Source organism: Streptomyces sp. NPDC059037, from assembly GCF_042740015.1.
Lineage (GTDB): Bacteria > Actinomycetota > Actinomycetes > Streptomycetales > Streptomycetaceae > Streptomyces.
This window is the reverse complement of sequence record NZ_JBHYIG010000498.1, coordinates 1-2164: the sequence shown is the minus strand read 5'-3', so window position 1 is coordinate 2164 and position 2164 is coordinate 1. Positions and strand designations below refer to the sequence as shown.

Annotated in this window: 2 protein-coding genes; both read right to left on the bottom strand. The window is 70.4% G+C overall.

Annotation, left to right across the window (positions count from 1 at the left end):
* Positions 1 to 126: 126 nt before the first annotated feature.
* Positions 127 to 957: an ABC transporter permease gene (locus ACFWY6_RS45120; RefSeq protein ID WP_384703664.1), complete on the bottom strand. Its 831-nt coding sequence runs from the start codon at positions 955 to 957 to the stop codon at positions 127 to 129.
* Positions 954 to 1976, bottom strand: coding sequence for an ATP-binding cassette domain-containing protein (locus ACFWY6_RS45115; protein WP_384703661.1), 1023 nt, complete (start codon positions 1974 to 1976; stop codon positions 954 to 956). The genes ACFWY6_RS45120 and ACFWY6_RS45115 overlap by 4 nt, the downstream gene beginning before the upstream one ends.
* Positions 1977 to 2164 lie beyond the last annotated feature (188 nt).

The window sequence follows — 2164 nt, the reverse complement described above, 5'->3', positions numbered from 1 at the left end:
CGAGCCCGCGCGCGCCCCGCCCCGGGCCCCCGCGCCCCCGCGCCCCGGCCGCGCCCGGGCGGCCGCCTCTCCCCCGAGGAGGCCGCCGCCCTCTGCGACACGTATCTCGACTGAGGCGCCGGGCGCTCAGCTCTTCGTACGGAACTTGTGGATCGCGATCGGTGCCATCACCAGCGTGAGCGCCACCGCCCAGCCGATCGTCACCCACACGTCGTGTGCGGCCGGGCCGCCCACCATCAGGCCGCGCGCGGAGTCCGCGAGCGTGGACAGCGGGTTGTAGTCGGTGAAGGCCTCGAGCCAGCCCGGCATGGACTTCGTCGGCGCGAAGATCGACGAGCCGAACTGCAGCGGCATCAGGACCAGGAAGCCCATCGCCTGCACGGACTGCGCGCTCTTCATGGTGACGCCGAGGACCAGGAAGATCCACATGACGGACGAGCCGAAGAGGGCGGTCAGGCCCACGGCGGCGAACAGACCGCCCCAGTTGGTGATGTCGAAGCCCACCAGGACACCGACGATCATCATGATCGTCGTCGCGACGAGCATCCGCATCAGCTCCACCACGATCTTGGCGAAGAGGACCGAGCCCTGGCCGATCGGCAGGGTCCGGAAGCGGTCCATGATGCCGTTCTGGAAGTCCTGGTTGAAGCCTGTGCCGACGGCCATGGCGATGTTCAGGGACATCATCGCCATCATGCCCGGCACCACGTACTGCACATACGCGTCCTGACCGCCGCCGAGCGCCTGCCCGATGGAGCCGCCGAAGACGTACACGAACAGCAGCGTGAAGACGATGGGCATCAGCACCGCGTCGAACATCGACTCGGGATCGGCCCGGATCCACTGCAGATTGCGGCGGACCAGGGCGCCGGTGTGGCGCACGTGGCCGCGCAGGCCTATGCGGCCGTCGGCCTGGCCGGCCCCGGGCAGGTGGGCCGTTGCGGTGGTGGCACTCATACGGTGACCTCCTCGAGTTCGGCGGGACGGGTGTCCTGCGGGGTGCTGGCCTTCTGGCCGGTGATGGAGAGGAACACCTCGTCCAGGCTGGGCAGTTCGGTGGCGATCGAGCCGATCACGATGGAGCGCGCGGTGACCGCGCCGACCACCGCGGTCAGCTGCTCGTCGCTGAGGATCGGCACCAGGACCGTGCCGGTCTCGGTGTCCACCGTCGAGGTGGCGAGGCCGGTCAGGCCCAGGTCGTCAAGGGCGTTCGCCAGCGGCCGCAGCTCCAGCGGGTCGGCCGGGCGGATGCGCAGGGTGCGGCCGCCGACCTTCGCCTTCAGCTCGTCGATGCCGCCGTTGGCGATGACCTTGCCGCGGTCGATGACCGTCAGCTCGGACGCCAGCTGCTCGGCCTCCTCCATGTACTGCGTGGTGAGCAGCACGGTGACGCCGTCGCCGACCATGCGCTTGACCTCGGCCCACACCTCGTTGCGGGTGCGGGGGTCGAGGCCGGTCGTCGGCTCGTCCAGGTAGAGGACGGCCGGGCTGCCGATCATCGAGGCGGCGAGGTCCAGGCGGCGGCGCATGCCGCCGGAGTACGTCTTGGCCTGGCGGCCTGCGGCCTCGGTGAGCGAGAACCGCTCGAGCAGGCCGTCGGCCCTGGACCTGGCGTCCTTGCGGGACAGGTCGAGCAGCCGCCCGATCATGTACAGGTTCTCGCGGCCGGAGAGCTTCTCGTCGACCGATGCGTACTGGCCGGTGAGGCCTATGACCCGGCGGAGCTGGCGGGGCTGCTTCACCACGTCGTACCCGGCGACGTGGGCCAGGCCGGAGTCCGGGGTGATGAGGGTGGACAGGCAGCGTACGAGGGTGGTCTTGCCGGCGCCGTTGGGCCCGAGCACGCCGACGACCGTTCCTTCGCGTACGTCGAGGTCCACGCCGTCCAGTGCTTTGGTCTCGCCGTAGTGCTTGACCAGCCCCCGCACGGTGATGGCGCTCGCTGCGCCTCCGGGGTTCTTGTCGATTCGCGTCATGCCCTCAAGGTGCCATCCGCCACCGACAAACCACCGACAGGCTGCCGACAGGGGCTCGCGGGGCGCGGTGCAGTGTGGTCACCTTGCTGTCGGGGGGGGGGGTGCTGTGCCGCCGCGGGGGCGGGGGGGCGGGGGGCGCCCCCCCCCGGCCGAGTCACAAACAAACAGACCCCCACACACACACTGAG

Coding starts and splice junctions, on each gene's coding strand:
- ACFWY6_RS45120 (WP_384703664.1), bottom strand. CDS start 957: ATGAGTGCCACCACCGCAACGGCCCACCTGCCCGGGGCCGGCCAGGCC.
- ACFWY6_RS45115 (WP_384703661.1), bottom strand. CDS start 1,976: ATGACGCGAATCGACAAGAACCCCGGAGGCGCAGCGAGCGCCATCACC.